This is a genomic window from Streptomyces sp. NRRL S-1022, assembly GCF_000720135.1.
Classification (GTDB): Bacteria; Actinomycetota; Actinomycetes; order Streptomycetales; family Streptomycetaceae; genus Streptomyces.
Genome location: NZ_JOIU01000006.1, coordinates 55,017 through 76,070, shown reverse-complemented (window position 1 = coordinate 76,070; position 21,054 = coordinate 55,017). Strand labels below are relative to the sequence as shown.

Genomic DNA, 21,054 nt, shown 5'->3' with positions numbered 1-21,054 from the left:
TCCGTCAACTCGTGCGGCCCGCCCTTTCGTTGATCACTCGTAGGCGTCAATCCCTCGGAAATTCCCACGTGTGCCGCCGGATCACAGCACACTGCCCTCACGTCACCCACACACCCAAAGGATCCGCATGACCACCAACCCCTACTTGAACACGCCGTTCGCGCCCGCTCGGCCTCGCATGTTCAACACCACTGTCGCCACGGTGATCTGGACGCTTGTTCCCCTGGTCACCCTCGGTCTGGCCGCCGCCGTGCCGTTCGTCGTCGCCGCCGTGAAGGGTGTGGTGAAGCCGTGGCTGGCGATCACCTACGTAGCGGGGGAACTCGTCATCTTCGTCGGCGTGTTCCTGGTCAGCCCCAAAGAGGGCGATGCGAACTCGCCCCTCGCGGGGTTGATCCTCATCCTGCTGATGATCACCGCTGCCACACACACCGCACTCCTCGACAACGAGAAGATCACCGTCGGCAAGTAGCGGCACCGTACACGACCACCCCCACCCGGAATGTGAAGCAACGCCCGCCCACCCGCACCGCGCGATGGAGGTGCGCCGAACGCCGGCTCCTCGACCGGCTCGTCAACGTCCTCGTTCTGGACGAGGGCGGGTTCCTCCACACCACCGCCCGGCCGAACGGCCAGCCGGCCTAGGCCGAGGTACCGAAGCCGCACCCTGCACACGCGGGCGGATGATTCCCGCACACCACACCTTCACCTGGGGGGACCATGAACGACACCACACCCACGCCACCGATGCCGAGCTTCCCGCCGCCGGTGCCGAAGAAGTCCCGGACCAACCGGGTCATCATCGGCTCGGCCGCCGCGGTGGTCGCGGCCGTGATCGGGACCGGCATCGTCGTCGTCAACTCGCGGGACGACGGCGCGCACGAGAACACCTCCGTCGGGAGCACGGCGACACCGTCAGCTGACAGCGTGACCGCCGCCGAGGAAGAGCCAGACTCACAACCGACGGACACGGGCCCACACGTGTTCGGCCTGGACGACGTGGTGACGTACGAGAACCACGTCGAGGTGAGCCTGTCGAAATTCGCACGCGGCACGTCCAGTAGCTACGCGTCGCCGGAGCGCACCCCGTACGTGAAGTTCGTGGTGAAGGTGAAGAACGACAGCGGGAGGCCGCTGGACACAACCCTGTTCTCCGTGTCTTGCTCGTACGGACAGGACGGCAAGTCGGCGGAGCCGATCTTCGATGACGGGCTGGACGGTGGGCCGGAGACCAAGTTGCTGTCGGGCCGTTCGATCAACGTGCCGTGGGCGTGCGAGTTCCCGAAGGGTGAGGCGACATTGCAGGTCGAGGTCGACGCCAACGGAGAATCAGAGACGGCGATCTTCACGGGCGACGTGAAGTAGCCGGCGTGCAGCGGCCCCGCTCCGGGTTGTCCGGGCGGGGTCGCCACCTTCTGGCATGCCCGGAAACAGACGCCACAGATCCGGCATGATGTCCCCTTGGTCACAAGCGTCCTAGGGGAGACATGAACACCCGTATCACCGCCGCCGTCCTCGTTGCGGCATCCGCGCTCGCGCTCACCGCCTGCTCGTCCGGCAGCGACTCCAGCACCAAGAGCGTCCCGAGCCCGAAGGCCTCGAAGACGCCCAGCCCCGACCGGAGCCCCGCCGAGAAGGCCGCGGGCATACCGCCCAAGCCCACCGGCGCCCAGCGCGCTGAGCTGCTCCGGGCGCTCGCCGCAGCCAACCCGGACATCGTGAAGTACGAGGACAAGGCCATCGACGCCGCGCGCAACCAGTGCTCCTCCGTCGACAACGGCAGCGGCAGCGGCAAGGCCGACTTGGCCGCGTCCCAGCGCTTCACCTACAAGGACGTCACCACCACCGAGGCGCAGGGGAAGCAGATCAACCAGGCGCTGAAGGGCCTCGGGTTCTGCAAGGTCTGACCGCCACCCACCCGGGCCCGGCCACGACGGCCGGGCCTTCGTATGTCCGGGAGATTCCCGTAAGAAGGTTCTGAGAGAAGCAGCGGTCCGTCACGAAGGCTGACCATGACGAGGTCCGACGCCTACAAGCCCAAGGCCACGGCCCGCTCACCGTCGGCGGGAAGGCGGGGTCCGGTCGGGCGTGACATCAGCTCTCGTCCCCCGCACCCGTGCGGCAGCGGCGGTGCTGGGCGTCGAGGCGTTCGGTGAATCCCCGGGCGTCCAGGAACTCCAGCAGCGGTACGGCGACCCGGCGGGTGGTGTCCAGCGCGCGCCGGGCCTCGCTGAGCGTGAACGGCTGCGGCAGCGCCCGCAGTTCGGCGGCGGCAGCGGCGTCCGCGCCGGGCAGGAGCACGATCCCGTCGGTGATGCGCAGCAGCGCGCCGGCGGCCGCCGCCGCGGCCAGTGCCCGGCGGTCCAGGCCGAGTTCGGCGAGCCGCCCGGCCTCGGGGGCCCGGAACGGGGTGCGGGCGAGGTCCCGGCGCAGGGTGTCCACGGCGGCGCGGACGGGTGCGGGCAGGGCGGGGCGCAGGCTGTCGGCGGTGTGCAGCCGGCCCTGGCGGGCGTGGATCCCGGGCAGGGCCGCGGCCAGCGCGTCGACCAGGGCACGGTCGGGCAGGCCGAGCAGCCGGCGGGCCGCCTCGGTGGGCAGGCCGGGTTCCAGCGGATGGGTGCGGGCGTACTCCACGACCTGGCCGGCCAGCCGGTCCTTGAGGGCGTTCCAGTGCGCGGGGTCCGCCAGCCAGTCGCCGGCGACGGGCTCGCCGGGCACGGGCACGCCCATCGCCCGCAGGTCGGCGCGCCGGACCAGCTTGCGGCGGCGCAGCTCGGCGGCGCCGTCCGGGCGGCCGGTGATGGTCTCCAGCTCGGCCGCCCGGGCCCGGCCGGCGCCGCGCCGGGCCAGCCGGGGTGGCCGTACGTCCAGCACGGTGACCCCGCAGGGCGTGCGGGTGCCGCCGGGCTCCCGCAGCACCGCGCGGTCGCCGACCCGCAGGGGCAGCCTGCGGCGCAGGCTGAGCCGTGCGGTGTCCCGGCCGAGCGGGCGGACGGTCACCGGCACGGCGGCCGTCCCGATGTGCAGGGTGACGCACCGGGGCAGGTCGGCCGCCGGCTCCCCGGTGACCCGTACGTCGGCGGCCTCGGTGCTCAGCCAGCGGTCCGGGGTGAGCAGCACCTGTCCGCGGCCCAGGCCGGTGTCTCCCTCGCCGTGCACGTTGACGGCGACGCGGGCCACCGCGCCGACGGCCGTCCGCTCCTCGTGCAGGCTCTGCAGACCGCGCACCCGCACGACGGCCGAACCGTCGGCGCTGACCAGCCGGTCGCCGACGCGCAGGGTGCCCGCGCCGAGGGTGCCGGTCACCACGGTGCCGTGGCCGCGGACGGTGAACGCCCGGTCGAGCCACAGGCGTACGTCGGCCTCGGTGTCGGGCGGGGGCAGGGCGGCCGCCAGCCGTGCCAGTTCGGTGCGCAGTGCGTCCAGTCCGGCACCGGTGACCGCGCTGACGGCGACATGGGGCACCTTGCCGAGGGAGGTCGCGGCCAGCCGCTCCACGGCGTCGGCGCGCACCCGCTCGGGGTCGGCGAGGTCGCTGCGGGTCACCGCGAGGACGGCGTGCCGGACGCCGAGCGCGTCGAGGATGGCCAGGTGCTCCTCGGACTGCGGCTGCCAGCCCTGGTCGGCGGCGACGACGAACAGCACGGCGGGGACGGGTCCGACACCGGCCAGCATGGTCGGTACGAACCGCTCGTGCCCGGGCACGTCCACGAAGGCGAGGTCGTCGCCGCCGAGGCGGGTCCACACGAAGCCCAGGTCCAGGGTGAGACCCCGGCGGCGCTCCTCCTCGTACCGGTCGGGCTCCATGCCGGTGAGGGCGCGGACCAGCGCGGACTTGCCGTGGTCGACGTGGCCGGCGGTGGCGAGGACCCGCATCACGCCCGCCCTTCCGCGGTGGTCCGGGCCGACCGTACGGCCTCGGCCAGCCGGTCGTCGTCCTGCGGCGGCACCGCTCTCAGGTCCAGCAGGCAGCGGCCCGCCTCCAGACGTCCGACGACCGGGACCCGGCCGGTGCGCAGCACGGCGGCGTACGGCTCGGGCAGGGACAGCGCCGCGCTGGGCAGGGTGACGCCGGGTGCGCCCCCGCCGCCGACCGTGGCCGCGCTCGCCACGGCCCGTACGTCGATGCCGTCGCCGGCCAGCGCGGTGGCGAGCCGGCCGGCGCGGGCCATGAGCGCGGCCGGGTCGGCGGTGAGGGCGAGGGCGGTCGGGGTGGGCGGGCCGGTGAGGGTGGCCTCCAGTGCGGCCAGGGTCAGCTTGTCGACGCGCAGGGCGCGGGCCAGCGGGTGCCGGGCGAGGGCGCTGACCAGGTCCGACCGGCCGAGCAGGAGCCCGCACTGGGGTCCGCCGAGCAGCTTGTCGCCGCTGGCGGTGACGAGGTCGGCGCCGGCGCGCAGCTGGGTGTCGGCGTCGGGTTCCTCGGGCAGGGCCGGGTGCGGGGCGAGCAGTCCGGAGCCGATGTCGACGACGACCGGAACACCGAGGCCGGTGAGTTCGGCGGCCTCGGCGGACCGGGTGAAGCCGGTGATCCGGAAGTTGGACGGGTGGACCTTGAGCACGAAGCCGGTGTCCGGCCCGATCACGGCCGCGTAGTCGGCGGGGGTCGTGCGGTTGGTCGTACCGACCTCGCGGAGCCGGGCGCCGGTGGAGACGAGCAGGTCGGGCAGGCGGAAACCGTCGCCGATCTCCACCATCTCGCCCCGGCTGACGACGATCTCCCTGCCGGCCGCGAGCGCGGTGGCGGCCAGGACGAGCGCGGCGGCCCCGTTGTTGACGACGTGCGCGGCGCCGGCGGCCGGCACCCGGGCGTGCAGGGCGGCGAGCGCGGAGCGTCCCCGGCGCGCCCGTACACCGGTCGTCAGGTCGAGTTCGACGTCCGTGGGGCCGGCCGCCTCCCGGACCGCCTGGCGGGCGGCGGCGGACAGCGCGGCCCGGCCGAGGTTGGTGTGCAGCAGCACCCCGGTGGCGTTGATCACCGGACGCAGGCCGCTGGCGGTGCCGGGCAGCAGGTCCAGGGCGGTCTGCGGGACCTGTTCGGGCGGGATGGCGCCCGCGCGGGCCTGCTCCTGCGCCTGCCGTACGGCGGCTTTCACCCGGTGTGCGCCGAGCCGGTCCACGGCCGCGGCCAGCCGGGGGTCGCGCAGCAGGGTGTCGGTGCGCGGGATGCGGCGGCGTGCGTCGGCCGGCGGCTCCCCGGGGGCGCTGCGCGGGGTGGCCTCGTCCGCCCTTGCTGCTACCGGCCGCTGTCGCATCCCGCCCTTGTCCCTCCGGTCCGGCCCTGTGCCGCCCATCGTCTCCCAGTGCCCCCGGCGCGCCGCCCGACACGCCGGGGAGGGACGTTGGCGGCGGCCGTCACCCGGGTACCCGGCGGCGCATGAAGGACCACGACCACGACCACGATCTCGGGCGTGAACGCGAACGACAGGGCGACGAGGCGGGGGCGGCCGAGCGGGCCGCGCGCCGGCAGGTCGGGGCGGATCGCGAGCGCGCGAGCTCCGAACCGTTCGACCACCCGTACCCGGAGCGCCGGGCGGGGGTCCGGGCCCGGCGCCGTATCAGCGAGGCCGCGGCCGCCGCGGACACCCCGCCGGGGATCCCCGGGGGTTACGGCACGACCGGCGGCGGGCAGCCGGGCGGCACCGGCGCCGCCCACCCGCCGAACCCCGAGCGCCGTGGCACGGCGGCCGGAACGCCGGCCGCGGAGCCCGGCGGTGACGACGAGGGGCCGGTGAACCGCTCGGAGCGCTGACGGCGCGGGAGTCACGGGGCTCCGGTCGGCCGGGACCGGTCGCCGAGGCCGTCGGTGTCCGTCGGCGGCCGGGTCGGCGGGGTCTCGCCAGCGGTGAGGTGTTCCAGCACCTCCGCCAGCTCCTGGCAGGCCTGTTCGACCGAACGCCGGGTCTGGCGCTGCTCGGTGATCAGGGCGGACAGCAGCAGCGCGGTCAGCGCCATGGCGCCGTTGAACGCCTGGAGCTTCACCATGACCTCGATGCGGTTCAGCCCGGCGAACGCGCCGGCGCCGTCCGTGGCGGCGACGGTGGCCACGACGGAGGTCAGCAGCGCGCAGAGCACGCTGCCCACCAGCTGGAAGCGCAGGGCCGCCCAGATGATGAGCGGGTAGACCAGGAAGAGCATGCTGACCGGGGTGTAGACGGCGAGCGGTACGAGCACGCAGGTGACGACGGTCAGCGCGGTCGCCTCCTTCCAGCGGGCCAGGGGCAGCGGCAGGCGGGCCTGGTGCAGCAACAGCAGCAGCGGGGTGACGATCAGGACGCCCATCGCGTCGCCCACCCACCAGGCGAACCAGACCGGCCAGAAGCTGTGGGCGGGCAGGCTGCCCTTGAGGACGAGGACGCCCGCGCCGAAGGTCGCGCTGACCACCATGGCGCCCAGCGCGCCCAGGAACACCAGGGACAGTCCGTCGCGCAGCCGTCCGAGGCCGGTGCGGAAGCCGGCCCGGCGCAGCAGCAGGACCGCGCAGACGGGGGCGGCGGTGTTGCCGGCGAGGACGCCGAGCACCTCGGGCCCGGGTGGGGTCAGGGACAGGACGGAGAGGAAGGCGCCGAGGGTGATACCGGGCCAGCAGCCCAGGCCGAGGATCAGCAGCGCGGCGACGGCGACGCCGGTCGGCGGCCAGATCGGGGTGAAGACGGCGCCCCCGACGGTCAGCTCGCGCAGCAGGCCGAGCCGGGCCGCCGCGTAGTAGCAGGCGGCGACGGCCAGCGTCCGGACGGCGTAGCCGGCCGGCCGGCGCAGCTCCTCGAAACCCACCACAGCAGCCATCTCACACCGATGGCCGCCGGTCGGCGAGGCGAGACGCGGTTTCCCCCGGCTCTCCGGCCGAGAACGGGGGCGGTGCCGGAGCGCCGGTTCAGGGCGGGCCGCCGGGGCCGTCCAGGCCCACGACCAGGACGGCGGCGTCGTCCTCGTGTCCGACGCCCTCGGCGCCCTTGATGACGGCCGCGGCGAGCGCGCGGGCCTCCAGGCCGGCGACGGCGGCGATTCCGGCGAGCCGCACCACCTGGTCGAGGCCGTCCTCGAGGGTGAGTGACGGCCCCTCCACGATCCCGTCGGTGACCAGGACGAACACTCCGCCGGTGGGGAGCCGGTGCCGGGTCACCGGGAACTCCATGCCCTGCCCTATGCCGAGCGGCGGGCCGCCCTCGTCGTCGACCACGCCGGACTTTCCGTCGGCCGCGGCCCACACGAAGGGTATGTGGCCGGCCCGGGCGCTCTCCAGCACTCCGGTGGCCGGGTCGAGCCGCATGAAGGTGCAGGTGGCGAACAGTTCGCTGCCCAGGGAGAGCAGCAGGTCGTTGGTGCGGGCCAGGAGTTCTCCGGGATCGCCGGTGACGGAGGCGAGCGCCCGCAGTCCGGCCCTGACCTGGCCCATGAAGGCCGCGGCCTCGATGTTGTGGCCCTGCACGTCACCGATGGACAGCCCGATCCGGCCGTCCGGCAGGGTGAAGGCGTCGTACCAGTCGCCGCCCACGTTGAGACCGAGGTTGGCGGGCGTGTACCGCACCGCCAGATGCACGCCGGGGGCGGTGGGCAGGTCCCTGGGCAGCATGCCGCGCTGCAGGGCGAGGGCCAGCTCGACCTGGGTGCGCTGCGCTTCCGCCCGCCGGCGTGCCTGGGCGGTGAGCGAGCCGAGTCTGGCCAGCAGCTCGTCGCCTTCGTCCGTGGAGCGCTTGCGGGGCATCGATCACTTCCGGCGGGGCGGTGGCTCGGGAGGGGCCGGTCGCCTGAATGTCTGGCAAATGCCTAGATTTTACCGGAACAGGATGATCGTGCTCTGGTCGTGCCCCGATGGTGCCCTCGGTGCCCTGACGGTGCCCTGGGGTGAAGCTCGTCAGCGGACGTCGGAGTCGATGCCGGTGATCACCGCGGGTCCGAGCGGCGCGGTGCGCTCGTCCAGGCCGGCGTCGCGCAGCGCGGAGTCCGCGAGCCGCCGGGCCTCCTCCTCGGCGTGCGGGCCGGTGTCCGCCTCGACGGTCAGGCGCAGGGTGAAGGTGTTGTCGTCGTTGACGCTCAGCACGTCCAGGTCCTCGGCGTCGCCCAGGCGGGTGCCGTGCGGATCGGCGGGCCGGAGCGACCGGGCCAGCCGGGTCCGGGTACCGGCCTCCACCCCGGTGGTGAAGGTACCGGGGACGCTGATCACGTAGGTCGTCATGGTGACGGTCCTTTCCTCGGGCGTCCCCTCGACTACCCCGATTCGCGCGCTTCGCACCGGGGACGTCGGAACGCCGCCGTCCGGGGGTCGCCGCCGTCGGCCGGACGGTGGACCTGCCCATGTGGGCTGCGGGGCCGGGCGGAGCCGGGGTGGGAGATTACCGGTACGGCCTCGGTGCCCTTCCCCGGCACCGGTCCGCCCCTCCCCTGTCACCGTTCGCGAAGGACACCTCATGCGCCTGCGCCGTCCGCTCGCCGCCGTGCTCGGCGGTCTCGCCCTCGCCATGACCACCGCGGGTCCCGCGCTCGCCGCCGACGGCACGTTCCTCTGGATCGGCCCCCAGGGCAAGGCTTACGCCCTCGACAGCCCGCCGGAGCGCAAGTGTCTCGACATGGCCCAGGAGGCCCGCGCCGCCCGGAACGCGACGAAGAAGCCGCTGGTCGTCTACTCGCAGAAGAAGTGCAAGGGGTCCGCCCTGCGGCTCGCCCCCGGCCACTCGGCGCCCGGCGGAACCCGCTTCGCCAGCGTGATCTTCAACCCGCGCTGACCGTACGCCATCCGTACCCTCCGAGGGCCTGGGCTCCCCGTCAGATCCAGCCGTCCAGCGCGCTCATGAAGCCGTCGAAGTCGTCGCGGTACAGGCTGTGCCCGGCGCCCTCGACGGTCCGGACCTCGAAGCCCCGCCGCACCAGCTCCGCGCCGAGGCCGGGCCGTACGAGGTCGCTCGCACCGGCCAGCAGTACGAGCGAGGGCACCACCGGGCGCGCCGGAGTGCGGCTGACCGAGTAGATGCCGGGCAGGACGAGGGCCGTGGCGGGGTCCCAGTCGGCGAGCGTGGCCAGCTCGATGTCCAGGTCGGTGTCGTCCCAGCGCGGGTTGAGGCCGCTGATCATCGTGCGGTTCGCGGTCTTGAAGACGGTGAAGTACGCGGACGCCTCGACGAGTTCCTTGCGCAGGTCCCAGGCCGGGTCGCAGTAGACGGCCCGGGCGGGTGCCAGCTTTTCCACGGCACCGGCCAGCGCCATCGCCCCCAGCGAGTGCCCGATCGCCAACTCGGGCCGCGCCGGGAGGGTTTCGACGAGGTCGCCGGCCCAGGCCTCGGGGCTGTACGCGCCCCGCCCGCTGGCGCCGTGCCCGCGCAGGTCCACACCCACGACCCGGTACCCCTTGCCGGCGAGGACGGGGGCGACCCGGTGCCAGGTGCGGTGGTCGGACATGATCCCGTGGACGAGGACGGCGATCCGGTCGCCGGTCCCCCACTCGTGCGTGTGCAGCCTCATCGGCGCCGCCTTCCCCGTCGGCCTCGGGCCGATCATGTCACCGGGGCCGATGCCCGTACCAGTGACGGCACGGCAGACGATGGCGCGAACGGCTCGCGTGACAGGTGGCGGCGGGTGGCGGGTGGCGGGTCACAGCGGGGAGTGGGCCACCGCCGTCACATAGGCGCCGGCCAGCAGGGAGGCCAGGGCGAGGGCGCCGTAGACCACCACCGCCGGGGACCGGCGCAGCCACCAGGTCCGGGCGAGGGCCCGTGCCGTCGGGATGAGCAGCGGGAAGGCCGGCAGCAGGAACCGCGGCTTGGAGGAGAAGGAGCCGGCGCCGCCGAGCACGAGCAGGACGAGGACGCCGGAGAAGACCACCAGGGGCAGCGGGGCGCGTTCCAGGCACAGCAGCACGAACAGCAGCACGCTCACCGCGATGATCAGCAGGGCGGCCGGGTAGACGACGCCTCCGCCGTGCAGCAGCAGGGCCTTGAGGAAGCGCACCGAGCCGACGCCGAAGTCGTAGCGGGAGCCCCAGGCGCTCTGCACCGAGAAGTAGCCGCCGAGGACGTCTCCCGTGCGGCTGCCCACCCACAGCACGTAGCCCAGCCAGCCGAGCGGGGCCAGGAGCGCGCCGGCCCACAGCCGCGCCGGGGCCCGGCCGCGCCGGCGCAGCACCTCGTACCCGGCGGTGAGGGAGACGGCCACCGCCACCGCGACGCCGCTGGGCCGGGACAGTCCCGCCAGCGCGGCCAGGGAGCCGGCCCACAGCCAGCGTCCCTTCAGCACGCAGTACAGGGACCAGGCCGCGAGGGCGGCGAACAGCGACTCGGTGTAGGCGAGGGTGAGTTCGACCGCGTGCGGCAGGGCGGCCCACAGGGCGACCAGCGTGGTGGCGACGCCCCGCCCGTACAGGTGGTGCCCGACGCGGTAGACGCCGTACGCGGCCACGCCCGCAGCCGTCCAGGCGATGAGCAGGCCGGCCTGGCCGGGGGTGAGCGGCAGGACGGTGGTGAGCGCCCGGATGAGCGCGGGATAGAGGGGGAAGAACGCCCAGTCGGTCTGGACGGCGCCCGTGGGGCCGACCCAGATGAGGCGGCCGTAGCCGTGCGTGGCGATGTGCAGGTACCAGCGCGAGTCCCAGGAGTGGGCCAGGTTCCTGACCAGCGGGTGCCCGCGGAGCTCGTTCGTGAGGATCACCGCGAGGATGCCGGCGAGCCGCAGGCCCGCGAAGAGGGCGAGGGCCGGCAGGAATCCCCGTGGCGCACCGGCGGCGGCCGGCCGCGGCGGCCAGGGGCGGTGCAGGGGCCCGGCGGGGGCCGTCGGCTCGGGCCGCGGCACGGAGGAGGTACTCACGTTGCCGACCTTGGTCACGCCCGGGTGGAGGTGCAACGCACGACCCGGGTTTCGGACTCGGTTCCACCCCTATTCGCGAACGCGGACGCGCCCCGGGTGACGCCCACCCCCGGCCCAGGGCCTGATCAGGGTGTGGTTATCATATGAGCGCTGCCTAGCTCGAAAGATGGACCTGTGACTGTCAACGACGACTCGTTCACCAACTGGAAGATCCGCGAGGAGATCGCGGAGTCGATGATCCCGCTCATCGGGAAGCTGCACCGCGAGCGGGACGTGACCGTCCTGCTGCACAGCCGCTCCCTGGTGAACAAGTCGGTGGTCAGCATCCTCAAGACGCACCGCTTCGCCCGGCAGATCGCCGGTGCCGAGCTGTCCGTCACCGAGACCATGCCGTTCCTTGAGGCGCTGACCGCCCTCGACCTCGGGCCTTCCCAGATCGACCTCGGCATGCTGGCCACCACCTACCAGGCCGACGACCGCGGCCTGAGCGTGGCCGAGTTCACCGCCGAGGCGGTCGCCGGCGCCACCGGCACGAACAAGATCGAGCGCCGTGAGCCGCGCGACGTCGTGCTGTACGGCTTCGGCCGCATCGGCCGCCTCGTCGCCCGTCTGCTGATCGAGAAGTCCGGCTCCGGCAACGGCCTGCGGCTGCGCGCCATCGTCGTGCGCGGCGGTGGCGGCCGGGCCGCCGAGGACCTCGTCAAGCGCGCCTCGCTGCTGCGCCGCGACTCCATCCACGGCCAGTTCCAGGGCACCATCACGGTGGACGAGGACAACAGCACGATCGTCGCCAACGGCAACGAGATCAAGGTGATCTACGCCGACGACCCGTCGCACGTGGACTACACCGAGTACGGCATCCGGGACGCCATCCTCATCGACAACACCGGCAAGTGGCGCGACCGCGAGGGGCTGTCCAAGCACCTGCGCCCCGGCATCGAGAAGGTCGTGCTGACCGCGCCGGGCAAGGGCGACGTCCCGAACATCGTGCACGGCGTCAACCACGACACCATCAAGCCGGACGAGCAGATCCTGTCCTGCGCCTCCTGCACCACCAACGCGATCGTCCCGCCGCTGAAGGCCATGGACGACGAGTACGGCGTGCTGCGCGGCCACGTGGAGACCGTCCACTCGTTCACCAACGACCAGAACCTGCTGGACAACTACCACAAGTCGGAGCGCCGGGGCCGGTCCGCGCCGCTCAACATGGTGATCACCGAGACCGGTGCCGCCTCCGCCGTCGCCAAGGCGCTGCCCGACCTCAAGGCGAAGATCAGCGGCAGCTCGATCCGCGTCCCGGTGCCGGACGTCTCGATCGCGATCCTCAACCTCCAGCTGGCCCGCGAGACCACCCGCGAGGAGGTCCACGACTACCTGCGCGAGGTGTCGCTGACCTCGCCGCTCAAGCGCCAGATCGACTTCATCACGGCGCCCGACGCGGTCTCCAGCGACTTCATCGGCTCCCGCCACGCCTCGATCGTGGACGCCGGCGCCCTGAAGGTCGACGGCGACAACGCGATCCTCTACCTCTGGTACGACAACGAGTTCGGCTACTCCTGCCAGGTCGTCCGGGTCGTCCAGCACGTCTCGGGCGTGGAGTACCCGACGTTCCCGGCGACGGCGGTCTGATCCGCCTGCTCCCGCGCACGCGTACGGCCGCCGACCGGGATCTCCGGTCGGCGGCCGTTTCGCCGGGCGCGTGCGGTCAGGCCGCGGCCGGCCGGGCGCAGGCGCCCGCGGCGCACGCCGTGAGCCACTGGTCGAAGTCGGCGTCGTAGCGGGTGCCGATGCCGTCGTGGTAGACGGCGTATCCGCCGGCGTAGTCACCGACGCGGAAGCGGGCGAGCATGCGCCGGACGTCGTCGGGGTGCTTCTCGATCATGTAGCGCACGGCGAGGTAGCCCCACGGGTAGGTGCGGGTCACGTCGCTGTTGTCGTAGGTGTTCTCGAACAGGGTGCTCAGACGGTACGTGTGCTTGCCCGCCTCCTGGACCGCCTGGTCGTCGGCGAGGCCGCGGTAGCTGTAGGAGACGTACTCGGCGATGCCCTCGATCCACCACACGTCCGGCACGGAGATCTGCCGCGCGAAGTCCCCCTTCATGTCGTCGCGGGCGTCCAGGAAGTGCGTGTACTCGTGGTTGAGGTTCCAGATCCGGGCCGGGAAGCCGTCGTCGTAGTTCTTCTGGTACATGATCGACATCGGCTGGTTGGCCGGGTCCGACGGGTCGCCGCCCAGTGTCATGCCGCCGTTGTCGGTGCTGATGCCGTACATCGCGCCGGCGTACGTCTGGTAGTCGGTGCGGCCGGCGAAGACCACGAGCCGGAGGGTGGAGGCGTACTGCCCGGGTATCCGGCCGTCGGCCCCGACGACCGAGCCGAAGTAGGCGTCCTGGCGGAGCACGCTGGCGCAGGCGGCGTCGAGGTCGGCGGCGGTGAGCGCCTGGGCCCGCACGGTGACGTTCGCGTCGCAGTGCTGCGTGACGGGCAGCACGGCCTTGTCGAGCTTGTCCGGAAGGTTGCAGACGTCGTAGTACGCGCAGTCGTCCCCGTCGTAGGCGGCGGCCTGCGTGGCCACGGCGACCCACAGCCCGGCCGTCGGGCCGGTGATTGCGGTCCGGTCCAGCAGGTCCTTGGTCAACGGCCGCACGTCGTCCCTCAGTTCGGGGTGCTCGGTGTAACGGGCCAGGTTCATCCCGGCGTTGGAGTCCAGGAAGGCCAGGGCGGTGCCGAGCTGGTCGGTGTTGGCCAGCGCGAAGTCGTACAGCGTGTCGATGACGCGCGGGTCGGCCTCGACCGCCTGCACGTACCGCGGGTTCCAGTTGCCGCGCCACAGGGGGGTGTAGACGTCGTTGACGGCCCTGGTCATGCTGTCGATCGGGTCGTAGGAGCTGTCATAGTCGTTCAACAGCCGGCGGTAGACGTACAGGTAGCGGTCCTGCTGGTCGGCGCTGTCGGTGAGGATGACGGTCTCGCCGAGGATGTCGCCGTTGGCCGCCGAGACGTCACGGGAGTGGGAGCGGGCGAAGAAGGCGTCCATGCCGCTCGTGACGGCGGTGGTGAGGCGGGCGGTGTACGTGCCCACGTCTGCCGGGTGGTTGAACTGCACGTAGTAGCCGGCGCGCAGGAAGAGGACCAGTTGCAGCAGGCTGCCGGAGTTGTCGCCGCGGTACTGCCCGGCGGTGCGCGTGAACGCGTTCGCCACGGTCAGCATCTGGGCCTGGCGGAAGACGGCGCGCGCGTCCGCGCCGGCGACCGGGAAGAGGGTGTTGACGCAGTCCGGGGTCGCCGCCTTGACGTAGGCGACGAGGGCGGAGCCGCTACGGCTGCCGAAGTCGGCCGGGGTGCAGGAGGCGGCCTTCGCCGCGCTTCCGGCCGGCTTGCTGGACAGCGGCTGGCGCGGCGGGAGTTGGACCGGGCTGAGGCGCCTGGCCTGGGTCGCGGGGTGCTCGGTCGCGGCGGTGGACGCCGCGGCGGGCGACGGTACGGCGAGGCCTGCGCGGGGCGCGGTGGCGGTGGCCGTACCGGCGTGCGGCCGGGGTGCCGCCAGCGCCGGCGTGGACAGCAGGCCGGCCAGGGTGACGCAGACGGCGGCGGCGCCGGCGATGCGGCCGGCCGTGCCTCTCGGCGTGCGTCCGGGCAGCGCGAAGCGATAGCGCATCTGGATTCCTCCACGAAAAGACGCGCCTCTGTGGGGTGTTGAGGCGTGTGAGGCACTGTCTCAGCGCGGCCGCCGCCCCAACAATGGCGTGTGACATAGCACATGGCACTGGCCGCTCATAACATCGCGGCACGTCCGTGACCGGCTGAGCCCCGCGCTCCCAGGCGCTCGGCCCGCTCCTAGGCTCCGGCGGCGCTCCAGGTGCGTGAGGCCCAGGTGCGCAGGTGCGGTGCCTGGGCGACGAGATCGCGGTACGCGGCGGTGGCGGACTGGAACACCGTCTCCACGACGTCGTCGGCGACGGTGTCCGGCCGCCAGGCCAGCACGTAGCGGCACCACAGCGGGGAGCCGGCCAGCGGCTTGACCACGACGTGCGGGATCGGCCTCAGCGTCGGCTGCACCAGGGACACCCCGAGACCGTCGGCGATCATGCTCTGCAGCTGGGTCTGGTCACCGAGCCACTCGTGGACGGTCACCGGTGCGAACCCGGCGGCCGCGCAGGCGTCGTAGAACACGCCGGGCCAGCCGGCGCCGTCGTCCGGGGTGACGAACCAGGCGTCGTCGGCGAGGTCGGCGAGCTGCACCTGGGCGCTCAGCCGGAGCCGGTGCCGGGCGGGCAGGGCGACGAAGGTGGGTTCGGTGACGATGCCGCGGTGCCGTACGGCGGCCGAGTGCCGCAGTTCCATGCCCGGGTAGTCGGCGGCGATGGCGGCGTCCACCGCGCCCTCCTCCAGCAGTTCCACGATCCGCGAGGACGCGTAGACGCTGGTGACCGAGAGGGGCAGTTCGGGCAGCCGGGTGCGGACCCGGGAGAGCGTGCCGGACAGCACCGGCGAGTTGGTCGCGGCCAGGCGCAGGGTCCGGCGGGGGCGGGCGGCGGACGGCGGGCGGTGCCCGATCGCGGCGGCCCGTGCGAGGACGTCCCGGGCCTGTTCCACGACCTCGGCGCCGTAGCGGGTCGGCCGGACCCCGCTCGGCCCGCGCTCGAAGAGCGGCTCGCCCAGGTGGCGCTCGATGCGCCGCAGCTGGGTGCTCACGGCGGGCTGCGAGTAGCCCAGCTGCGCTGCGGCGCGGCCCACACTGCCCGCGTCGGCGATCGCGCACAGCACCCGCAGGTGCCGCAGCTCCAGCTCCATCGTTTCCCTTCCCGCCCGGGCCCGCGCCCCGCGGACTCCCGGTGCCGCCCGCAGCTCTCGCCGACCACACCCAGGCCCACCGGCCCGAAGCGTTCCACCACCCCACGCAGGACACAAGCCGCAGCTCCGCCAGGGTACGGCCACGGCGGCCGGGGCCCCGCCCCGGGCCTTCCCGCCCCAGGAAACCTGGCCTTCCCGAGCGGCGGGCCCTGGGCTCCCCGAGCCATGACCCCGGGCCTCCCCAGCCCATGGGCATTGCCTCCCCGCCCCACGGACCCAGGCCTCCCGGCCTGGGGGCTCGGCCCTTCCCTCCTCGGATACGGACTTCCCCCGCGTGGAAACCCACCCCGCCCCGCCACGGACCCGGGCCTCCCGGACTGAGGGCTCGGCCCGCCCCGCCAGGAACCCCGGCCTCCCCCGCCTGGGAGCCACCTCGCCGCTTGGAACTACGAACGCCGGGACTCCCTGCCCACGCGCCCGGCCTTCCGGGGCGGCGGCCAGGCCGCCCGGCCCCGCACCCCTCGCACCACCCCTCGGCGTCGCTCCCGGGATCCGGCCTCCGGGGCCGTCAGCCGTCGGTGGTCACGCGGTGCTGCGCGTGGCGGCCCAGGATCTCCGCCACCCGCATGAAGCCGTCCGTGTCGTGGCCGAGGCCGATGGCCCGGCGGGCCAGGCCCTCCACCGAGCGCATCACGCCCGCGTCGATGCCGTGGGACTCCGAGACGTCGACCACGTGGGCCATGGTGGAGGCGGCCGAGGTGATGGGGTTGATCTCGCCGGAGTACGTGCCGTCGTCGGCGTCCGCCGCGAACTGGTCGAACAGCGGTGGCAGGATCGCGGCGATGCCCTGGGCGAAGGCGGACAGTTCCCGGGCGGTGACGCCCTCCGCCCGGGCGATGGCCACGGCGTGCGCGTACCCGGCCATCGCGGTCCAGAAGATGTCGAGCAGCGCGATGTCGAAGGTGGCGGCGCGCCCGATCTCCTCGCCCAGGTGGGTGTGTGTCCCGCCGAGCCGCTCCAGCACCGGCCGGTGCCGCTCGTAGAGGTCGCGCGGGCCGCTGTGCAGGAAGGCGGCCTCCGGGGTGCCGATACTGGGCGCCGGCGTCATGATCGCGCCGTCCAGGTAGCCGATGCCGTGCTCCGCCGCCCACCGGGCGGTGCCACGGGCCCGCTCCGGGGTGTCGGCGGTCAGGCTCACCACCGTACGGCCCTTCAGCGCGCGGGTGACGTCGGCGCGGCGCAGGATCGCGTCGGCGGCATCCTGGTTCACCACGCAGACCACGGTCAGCTCCGAGGCGGAGACGGCCTCTTCGGCCGACACGGCGCTGGTGGCTCCCTGCGCGGTCAGCTCCCGGTCCTTGCCGGGCGTGCGGTTCCAGACCGTGGTGCGCAGACCGGCCGCGAGGAACGCGCCGGCCAGCGAGCGGCCCATGGGACCGAGGCCGAGCACGGTGACGGCAGGAAGAGTCGACGAGGTGGACATGTTGCAACTCCCGTACGTGGTGAGCGTATGCGTGTGGACAAGACGGCCGAGCGGCCGTGAGGAAGCGGAGAAGGACGACGATGACGCGCAGCCGTGCCCAGGACCCGAACGTCTGCGGAGTGACCGCCGCGATCGCCGTGATCGACGGCAAGTGGAAGACGTCGCTGCTGTGGCTGCTGGAGTCCGGCCCGCACCGGCCCGGCGAACTGCGCCGCCGGCTGCCCGGGCTGACCGAGAAGGTGCTGACCCAGGCGCTGCGCGAGATGGCCGAGGACGGCCTGGTGCGCCGCGAGGTGCACGACGTGCTGCCGCCGAAGACCGTGTACTCGCTGACCGGGTTCGGCCGCGACCTGGCCGTCGCGGTGAACCCCATGGCCGAGTGGGGCCACCGCCGTCTGGAACGGTTGCGTGAAGACCAGGGCGGACACGAACGCGAGCACGAAGCGGCGTCCTGAGGCGCCGCCACTGTCCCCTCCTTCGCTTCCGCGGCAGCCCCTGACCTCGCAGAACAGCCTCCCCCGCACGGCCGCGAGCTGCCAAGTACCCACAAAAAAGTGGGTGTTCGCCGCCGTCCGCGAGCTGGGGACCCGCATCGAATCCCTAATGGGCAATGCAGCTTGCCTAAAGCATTTAGGCAAATGCATAATCCTTGTCGACAGACGGGAGAAGCGATGATGGCGCGTGCGGGCCTGACCACCGAACGCCTGGTCCACGCCGGCGCCGAGCTGGCCGACGAGCTCGGTTTCGACCAGGTGACGGCGTCCGCGCTGGCCCGGCGGTTCGACGTCAAGGTCGCGAGTCTGTACTCGCACCTGCGGAACTCCCAGGACCTGAAGACCCGGATCGCGCTGCTCGCGCTGGAGGAGCTGGCCGACCGTGCCGCCGAGGCGCTGGCCGGCCGGTCCGGGAAGGACGCCCTCGCCGCCTTCGCGCACGTCTACCGGGACTACGCCCGCGCCCACCCCGGCCGCTACGCGGCGGCCCGGCACCCGCTGGACCCCGCGACCGCGGCCGGCAGCGCGGGCGTCCGGATCGCGCAGCTGACGCGGGCGATCCTGCGTGGCTACGACCTGGCCGAGCCCGACCAGACCCACGCGGTCCGCCTCCTCGGCAGCGTCTTCCACGGCTACGTCAGCCTGGAGGCGGCCGGCGGCTTCAGTCACAGCGCGCCCGACTCGCAGGAGTCGTGGACCCGGATCCTGGACGCCCTCGACTCCCTGTTGCGCAACTGGCCCGCCCACCCCTGAGCCCCTGGACGCAGGCAGACATGATGCACACCACCCCCCTCACCGGCGCCCTGGTACGCGGCGCCCTCGAACTGGAGCGCACCGCGCACGGCCTGCTGCCGCACCGGCTGCCCGCCCGGGCCCGCGCCCAGTGCGCCGACCCGCAGCTGGCCTTCGTGGAGTCGCAGCCCGCAGGCGTACGGCTGGTCTTCCGCACCCGCGCCACCACCGTCGAGCTGGACACCCTGCCGACCAAGCGGGTCTACCTCGGCGCACCGCCCCGCCCGGACGGTGTGTACGACCTGCTCGTCGACGGACGCCCGGCCGGCAGCGCCTCGCTCGCCGAGGGCAGCACCCTCACCATCGACCTGGGCACCGGCTCCGCCGAGCACCGGCCCGGACCGGTCGGCACCGTGCGGTTCACCGGCCTGCCGGACACCGCCAAGGACGTGGAGATCTGGCTGCCGCACAACGAGACGACCGAACTCGTCGCGCTGCGCACCGACGCCCCCGTCGAGCCCGTACCGGACCGGGGCCGCCGGGTGTGGCTGCACCACGGCAGTTCGATCAGTCACGGTTCCGACGCGGCGACCCCCACCACCACCTGGCCGGCACTCGCCGCGTCCCTGGGCGGGGTGGAGCTGGTCAACCTGGGGCTGGGCGGCAGCGCGCTGCTCGACCCGTTCACCGCCCGCGCGCTGCGCGACACACCCGCCGACCTCATCAGCGTCAAGCTCGGCATCAACCTGGTCAACACCGACCTGATGCGGCTGCGCGCCTTCGGGCCCGCCGTGCACGGCTTCCTCGACACCGTCCGCGAGGGCCACCCCGACACCCCGCTGCTCGTCGTCTCCCCGGTCCTGTGCCCGCTGCACGAGGACACGCCCGGCCCCACCGTCATGGACCTGGCGGCCCTCGGCGAGGGGCGGCTGCGGTACCGGGCCGCCGGGGACCCGGCCGAGCGTGCGGCCGGGAAGCTCACCCTGCAGGTCATCCGGGAGGAGCTGGCCCGGATCGTGCGCGAGCGGGCGGCCGAGGACCCGGCCCTGCACCACCTGGACGGCCGGGAGCTGTACGGCGAGGCCGACTTCGCCGAACTGCCGCTGCCCGACGGCCTGCACCCGGACACCGCCGGACACCGCCGGATCGGCGAACGGTTCGCGGCGCTGGCGTTCGCCCCGGACGGCCCCTTCGCCGGCCGCTCCGCCGTCTGACCGGGCCCCGGCGGCTCACACCAGGTGGGCGAAGACGACCAGGTTGTCGGTGTAGTCCCGCACCGTGTGGTCGTAGTCCCCGGCGCAGGTGATGAGCCGGACCTCGGGGCGCGAGGCGTCCGCGTACACCCGTTCGCTGGGGAAGTCGTCCTTGGGATAGGTCTCGGCGCTGTCCACGACGAACTCCGCCGTGCGCCCGTCGGCCCGTTCCACGGAGAACCGGTCTCCGCGCTCCAGCTCGTAGAGGTCGGCGAAGACGGCCGCGGAGGTCACCGTGTCGACGTGCCCGGCGATGATCGCGGTGCCCTCCTCGCCGGGCGATGCGCCGTCGGCGTACCAGCCGACGAGGTTGGTGTCGGCGGCGGGTGGCGGCTGCAACTGGCCCGAGGCGCCGAGGGACAGGGTGGTGAAGGGGGCGTCCACGTCGATCTTCGGGATGTGCAGCCGGGTCGGTGTGGACCGGGGCAGTGACGCGCCGGTGTCGCGCGGGTCGGCCGGCGCGGCTGCGGCGGTGCCGGTGCCCGAGGCACGGGGCGCCTGCGGTGTGTCGTCCGGCTGGTGACGTCCGCCGAACATGCTGACGGCGAGGAAGACGGCCGCCACGCCCCACAGCGTGAGCCGCCCGCCGCGGCCGGCGGCCGCGGCCGGTTCCGAGGGGGTGGGAGAGGAGGGATCTGCTGCCATCGGACACCACCTCGCTCATGCAGGGCAGCACGGGGTCGGGACGGGGTCGAGACGCGGCCGGGGCCGGCGCCCGGGGCGGAACGCAGGGGGCGCGGGCCGCCGACGCGGTGCGCGCGCCGACGGCGTCCGCAGCCCCTGGGACATTCCGGCCCGTCAGGACACCGGCTCGGCGGCCTTCCTGCGGCGCAGCGCGTACGCGCCGGCGGCGCCTACGGCGAGCACGGCGAGACCGCCCGCGGTGACACCCGGCGTGGCGAGCGCGCCGCCGCCGGTGTGCATGCCGCCGCGCGGCTTCTCGTGGTCGTCACCCCACTCGCTCTTGTCGCCCTTGTCCCCCCTCTCACCCTTCTCGCCCTTCTCGCCTTTCTCGCCCCTGCCACTCTTCTCGCCCTTCTCGCTCTTGCCGCCCCCTTCCTCTTCGCTGTCGTCGCCCTTGTCCTTGTAGCTCTCGGGGTCGAAGCGGCTGTCGTCGCCCGAACCCCAGTCGCCGCTGCGCACTGCGGCGAGGGCTCCGCCACCCGTGTGCATTCCGCCGCGCGGCCCGTCGTGTTCTCGCCCGGAGCCGCGCTTGTTGCCGTAGTCGTTGTCCTGGTCGTCGTCCGATCCCTGGTCCTCACGGTCGGAGCCGCTGTCGTGCTCCTTGCTGTACGAGGAGTCGTCCCCGCCGCTGTCGCGCTCGGCCGGTACGGCGAACGCGGCGCCGGGTGTGGCGAAGGCCAGGGCGGCGGCGGCAGCCGCCGTTGCCAAAATCATGCGGGCAGAGCGCATAGTGATGTCCTTCCGCCGTGACCGGGCAGCGGATACCTCATCAGCTGGGTGGACCCGGCCTCGACATGAACCACCGTCAGTGAGGCCCATGACT

The 21,054-nt window shown here is 73.4% G+C and carries 22 protein-coding genes; 10 read left to right on the top strand and 12 right to left on the bottom strand.

The window, feature by feature from the left end:
* Positions 1-127 precede the first annotated feature (127 nt).
* From IG05_RS0108420 to IG05_RS0108405, 4 genes are all read left to right on the top strand, one after another.
* Complete coding sequence (locus IG05_RS0108420) at positions 128-472, top strand: hypothetical protein (RefSeq protein WP_030340593.1); 345 nt, start codon at positions 128-130, stop codon at positions 470-472.
* Between the two features lie 32 nt (positions 473-504).
* Positions 505-645, top strand: a complete 141-nt coding sequence (locus IG05_RS47725) for a hypothetical protein (protein WP_158838823.1) — start codon at positions 505-507, stop codon at positions 643-645.
* A 75-nt stretch (positions 646-720) separates the two neighbouring features.
* Complete coding sequence (locus IG05_RS0108410; RefSeq protein WP_030340592.1) at positions 721-1,365, top strand: hypothetical protein; 645 nt, start codon at positions 721-723, stop codon at positions 1,363-1,365.
* Positions 1,366-1,487: 122 nt separating this feature from the next.
* The gene (locus IG05_RS0108405) at positions 1,488-1,907 is read left to right on the top strand and encodes a hypothetical protein (protein WP_030340590.1); all 420 of its coding nucleotides are present in this window, start codon (positions 1,488-1,490) and stop codon (positions 1,905-1,907) included.
* Between the two features lie 187 nt (positions 1,908-2,094).
* Here IG05_RS0108405 and IG05_RS0108400 read toward each other — a convergent pair whose 3' ends face one another.
* Both IG05_RS0108400 and selA read right to left on the bottom strand, forming a co-directional pair.
* Entirely contained in the window at positions 2,095-3,876 is a 1,782-nt protein-coding gene (locus IG05_RS0108400) for a SelB C-terminal domain-containing protein (protein ID WP_030340588.1), read from the bottom strand.
* Entirely contained in the window at positions 3,876-5,252 is a 1,377-nt protein-coding gene (gene selA / locus IG05_RS0108395) for an L-seryl-tRNA(Sec) selenium transferase (protein ID WP_030340587.1), read from the bottom strand. The genes IG05_RS0108400 and selA overlap by 1 nt, the downstream gene beginning before the upstream one ends.
* 122 nt (positions 5,253-5,374) lie before the next feature.
* On the opposite strand from selA, the gene IG05_RS0108390 reads away from it, so the two are divergent.
* Complete coding sequence (locus IG05_RS0108390) at positions 5,375-5,749, top strand: hypothetical protein (protein ID WP_051789621.1); 375 nt, start codon at positions 5,375-5,377, stop codon at positions 5,747-5,749.
* Between the two features lie 11 nt (positions 5,750-5,760).
* Here IG05_RS0108390 and IG05_RS0108385 read toward each other — a convergent pair whose 3' ends face one another.
* The 3 genes from IG05_RS0108385 to IG05_RS0108375 all read right to left on the bottom strand — a co-directional run bounded on the left by IG05_RS0108385 (position 5,761) and on the right by IG05_RS0108375 (position 8,173).
* Positions 5,761-6,774, bottom strand: coding sequence for an MASE1 domain-containing protein (locus IG05_RS0108385; RefSeq protein ID WP_030340584.1), 1,014 nt, complete (start codon positions 6,772-6,774; stop codon positions 5,761-5,763).
* A gap of 97 nt (positions 6,775-6,871) precedes the next feature.
* A complete protein-coding gene (locus IG05_RS0108380) occupies positions 6,872-7,702 on the bottom strand; it encodes a PP2C family protein-serine/threonine phosphatase (RefSeq protein WP_030340582.1) in 831 nt (276 codons plus the stop codon).
* A gap of 150 nt (positions 7,703-7,852) precedes the next feature.
* Positions 7,853-8,173: a hypothetical protein gene (locus IG05_RS0108375; RefSeq protein ID WP_030340581.1), complete on the bottom strand. Its 321-nt coding sequence runs from the start codon at positions 8,171-8,173 to the stop codon at positions 7,853-7,855.
* A 232-nt stretch (positions 8,174-8,405) separates the two neighbouring features.
* Between IG05_RS0108375 and IG05_RS48300 the strand changes: the two genes are divergently transcribed.
* Positions 8,406-8,720 (top strand): hypothetical protein, encoded by a 315-nt coding sequence (locus IG05_RS48300; protein WP_030340579.1) that lies wholly within the window; start codon positions 8,406-8,408, stop codon positions 8,718-8,720.
* A gap of 40 nt (positions 8,721-8,760) precedes the next feature.
* On the opposite strand, the gene IG05_RS0108365 is transcribed toward IG05_RS48300, so the two are convergent.
* Both IG05_RS0108365 and IG05_RS0108360 read right to left on the bottom strand, forming a co-directional pair.
* Complete coding sequence (locus tag IG05_RS0108365) at positions 8,761-9,453, bottom strand: alpha/beta fold hydrolase (protein WP_030340578.1); 693 nt, start codon at positions 9,451-9,453, stop codon at positions 8,761-8,763.
* A 129-nt stretch (positions 9,454-9,582) separates the two neighbouring features.
* Positions 9,583-10,809 (bottom strand): membrane protein, encoded by a 1,227-nt coding sequence (locus tag IG05_RS0108360; RefSeq protein ID WP_030340576.1) that lies wholly within the window; start codon positions 10,807-10,809, stop codon positions 9,583-9,585.
* Positions 10,810-10,965: 156 nt separating this feature from the next.
* Between IG05_RS0108360 and IG05_RS0108355 the strand changes: the two genes are divergently transcribed.
* A complete protein-coding gene (locus IG05_RS0108355; protein WP_030340575.1) occupies positions 10,966-12,420 on the top strand; it encodes a glyceraldehyde-3-phosphate dehydrogenase in 1,455 nt (484 codons plus the stop codon).
* Positions 12,421-12,496: 76 nt separating this feature from the next.
* Here the strand turns inward: IG05_RS0108355 and IG05_RS0108350 are convergent, their stop codons facing one another.
* The 3 genes from IG05_RS0108350 to IG05_RS0108340 all read right to left on the bottom strand — a co-directional run bounded on the left by IG05_RS0108350 (position 12,497) and on the right by IG05_RS0108340 (position 17,068).
* Entirely contained in the window at positions 12,497-14,449 is a 1,953-nt protein-coding gene (locus IG05_RS0108350; protein WP_030340573.1) for a collagenase, read from the bottom strand.
* A 179-nt stretch (positions 14,450-14,628) separates the two neighbouring features.
* Positions 14,629-15,585, bottom strand: coding sequence for a LysR family transcriptional regulator (locus tag IG05_RS0108345; RefSeq protein ID WP_030340572.1), 957 nt, complete (start codon positions 15,583-15,585; stop codon positions 14,629-14,631).
* 568 nt (positions 15,586-16,153) lie between these two features.
* Positions 16,154-17,068: an NAD(P)-dependent oxidoreductase gene (locus IG05_RS0108340; protein WP_030340570.1), complete on the bottom strand. Its 915-nt coding sequence runs from the start codon at positions 17,066-17,068 to the stop codon at positions 16,154-16,156.
* Positions 17,069-17,148: 80 nt separating this feature from the next.
* On the opposite strand from IG05_RS0108340, the gene IG05_RS0108335 reads away from it, so the two are divergent.
* The 3 genes from IG05_RS0108335 (at position 17,149) to IG05_RS0108325 (ending at position 19,508) form a co-directional block, all read left to right on the top strand.
* Positions 17,149-17,523 carry a winged helix-turn-helix transcriptional regulator gene (locus IG05_RS0108335; RefSeq protein WP_030340569.1) on the top strand — a complete coding sequence of 125 codons (375 nt, stop codon included), beginning with the start codon at positions 17,149-17,151 and terminating at the stop codon, positions 17,521-17,523.
* A 219-nt stretch (positions 17,524-17,742) separates the two neighbouring features.
* Positions 17,743-18,315: a TetR/AcrR family transcriptional regulator gene (locus IG05_RS0108330; RefSeq protein ID WP_030340567.1), complete on the top strand. Its 573-nt coding sequence runs from the start codon at positions 17,743-17,745 to the stop codon at positions 18,313-18,315.
* Positions 18,316-18,338: 23 nt separating this feature from the next.
* Positions 18,339-19,508, top strand: a complete 1,170-nt coding sequence (locus IG05_RS0108325; protein WP_030340565.1) for a GDSL-type esterase/lipase family protein — start codon at positions 18,339-18,341, stop codon at positions 19,506-19,508.
* A 15-nt stretch (positions 19,509-19,523) separates the two neighbouring features.
* Here IG05_RS0108325 and IG05_RS0108320 read toward each other — a convergent pair whose 3' ends face one another.
* Positions 19,524-20,192 (bottom strand): class F sortase, encoded by a 669-nt coding sequence (locus IG05_RS0108320; RefSeq protein ID WP_030340563.1) that lies wholly within the window; start codon positions 20,190-20,192, stop codon positions 19,524-19,526.
* A 153-nt stretch (positions 20,193-20,345) separates the two neighbouring features.
* Positions 20,346-20,960 (bottom strand): membrane protein, encoded by a 615-nt coding sequence (locus IG05_RS0108315; RefSeq protein ID WP_030340562.1) that lies wholly within the window; start codon positions 20,958-20,960, stop codon positions 20,346-20,348.
* Positions 20,961-21,054 lie beyond the last annotated feature (94 nt).

Bases quoted from the DNA above. Each gene is read 5' to 3' on its own strand.
- IG05_RS0108345 (WP_030340572.1), bottom strand. From the start codon at position 15,585: ATGGAGCTGGAGCTGCGGCACCTGCGGGTGCTGTGCGCGATCGCCGAC.
- IG05_RS0108380 (WP_030340582.1), bottom strand. From the start codon at position 7,702: ATGCCCCGCAAGCGCTCCACGGACGAAGGCGACGAGCTGCTGGCCAGA.
- IG05_RS0108315 (WP_030340562.1), bottom strand. From the start codon at position 20,960: ATGCGCTCTGCCCGCATGATTTTGGCAACGGCGGCTGCCGCCGCCGCC.
- IG05_RS0108330 (WP_030340567.1), top strand. From the start codon at position 17,743: ATGGCGCGTGCGGGCCTGACCACCGAACGCCTGGTCCACGCCGGCGCC.
- IG05_RS0108365 (WP_030340578.1), bottom strand. From the start codon at position 9,453: ATGAGGCTGCACACGCACGAGTGGGGGACCGGCGACCGGATCGCCGTC.
- IG05_RS0108335 (WP_030340569.1), top strand. From the start codon at position 17,149: ATGACGCGCAGCCGTGCCCAGGACCCGAACGTCTGCGGAGTGACCGCC.
- IG05_RS0108340 (WP_030340570.1), bottom strand. From the start codon at position 17,068: ATGTCCACCTCGTCGACTCTTCCTGCCGTCACCGTGCTCGGCCTCGGT.
- IG05_RS0108350 (WP_030340573.1), bottom strand. From the start codon at position 14,449: ATGCGCTATCGCTTCGCGCTGCCCGGACGCACGCCGAGAGGCACGGCC.
- IG05_RS0108400 (WP_030340588.1), bottom strand. From the start codon at position 3,876: ATGCGGGTCCTCGCCACCGCCGGCCACGTCGACCACGGCAAGTCCGCG.
- IG05_RS0108375 (WP_030340581.1), bottom strand. From the start codon at position 8,173: ATGACGACCTACGTGATCAGCGTCCCCGGTACCTTCACCACCGGGGTG.
- IG05_RS0108390 (WP_051789621.1), top strand. From the start codon at position 5,375: ATGAAGGACCACGACCACGACCACGATCTCGGGCGTGAACGCGAACGA.
- selA (WP_030340587.1), bottom strand. From the start codon at position 5,252: ATGCGACAGCGGCCGGTAGCAGCAAGGGCGGACGAGGCCACCCCGCGC.
- IG05_RS0108405 (WP_030340590.1), top strand. From the start codon at position 1,488: ATGAACACCCGTATCACCGCCGCCGTCCTCGTTGCGGCATCCGCGCTC.
- IG05_RS0108420 (WP_030340593.1), top strand. From the start codon at position 128: ATGACCACCAACCCCTACTTGAACACGCCGTTCGCGCCCGCTCGGCCT.
- IG05_RS0108320 (WP_030340563.1), bottom strand. From the start codon at position 20,192: ATGGCAGCAGATCCCTCCTCTCCCACCCCCTCGGAACCGGCCGCGGCC.
- IG05_RS0108410 (WP_030340592.1), top strand. From the start codon at position 721: ATGAACGACACCACACCCACGCCACCGATGCCGAGCTTCCCGCCGCCG.
- IG05_RS0108325 (WP_030340565.1), top strand. From the start codon at position 18,339: ATGCACACCACCCCCCTCACCGGCGCCCTGGTACGCGGCGCCCTCGAA.
- IG05_RS48300 (WP_030340579.1), top strand. From the start codon at position 8,406: ATGCGCCTGCGCCGTCCGCTCGCCGCCGTGCTCGGCGGTCTCGCCCTC.